This window comes from Streptomyces mutabilis, assembly GCF_014649815.1.
Classification (GTDB): domain Bacteria; phylum Actinomycetota; class Actinomycetes; order Streptomycetales; family Streptomycetaceae; genus Streptomyces; species Streptomyces mutabilis.
The window spans coordinates 1-911 of the sequence record NZ_BMTT01000114.1 but is presented as its reverse complement, the minus strand read 5'-3'; the positions used below and the strand labels follow the sequence as shown (position 1 = coordinate 911).

At 30.8% G+C, this 911-nt stretch carries 2 protein-coding genes; both read right to left on the bottom strand.

Going from position 1 to position 911, the window contains the following annotated elements; genetic code table 11:
- Nucleotides 1–293: 293 nt before the first annotated feature.
- Nucleotides 294–515 (bottom strand): hypothetical protein, encoded by a 222-nt coding sequence (locus tag IE142_RS39675; RefSeq protein WP_002503877.1) that lies wholly within the window; start codon nucleotides 513–515, stop codon nucleotides 294–296.
- A gap of 13 nt (nucleotides 516–528) precedes the next feature.
- Nucleotides 529–911 (bottom strand): DUF1643 domain-containing protein (locus IE142_RS39670; protein ID WP_191889419.1); only part of this gene is annotated, 383 nt, incomplete at its 5' end.

Genomic DNA, 911 nt, shown 5'->3' with positions numbered 1-911 from the left:
TTAGAACTAATTCTATTTTTAAGTTTCTTATTTTTGATTGTTACTTTACTCATATCAATTAATTGTAATATTTGATGGTCGATAAATCTAAAAATAGTTTTTGTTTCTTTTGATATTCAATTAGTCCTACAAAAAACTGACCATTATGAAAAATTATAAGTTTCATGTTGTTCCTGTCTTAATTTTATGAAATGAGGATTGACCTAAAGAGAAAGGTTACTGATAAAAAATATTAAAGCATCCCTCACTGCTAAGTGAAGGATGTTCTATTTTTATCGTAAGTAGTATAATGTTCATTTTGATAGATAATGGTTAAGAATTATCTGTAAATCATTGTTAAGTACTGTTGTTATAGCATCATCATTTATAAAATTATCATAGATTTTATCAAGTATTTCCTCATCTTCAATCGCTGTAAAATAGTGTATTAACCCTTTTACTATTGATACATGGTCTTGTAATGCTAAGCAATTAGCAACCGTTCGCCAGTCTGATTGTGTAGTTTCATGGTTCATAGGTAAGCCTCCTTTATTTCAATGTCCATTTTTGACGTGCTTTAGGATTAAGCGGATGCATAATTTCATTTGTTGCTGGGTTAATAAGCTTTTTGACTTTCTTTTTATGAGGTTTTAACATTTCCATCATCTGTGATACACGTTCAACGACAATTGGCCGCTTCGCATAAGCACCATAAGCTAGAATGACTGTGTCACTCTCACTTATCGCTTTCATCAAGTGAATATCAGTGTGCTCATCATATGGATTTTTGATATGTTTGAGATTTTCTGGACTTTTAATATTAGAGAATAGATTTACAAGATATACAGCACCGTATCGTTCTGAATTAGCTAATTGGTTGAGGATGAGAACAGTTGTGAGATCGAGTGATAATACACCATCTAAATGAGAGA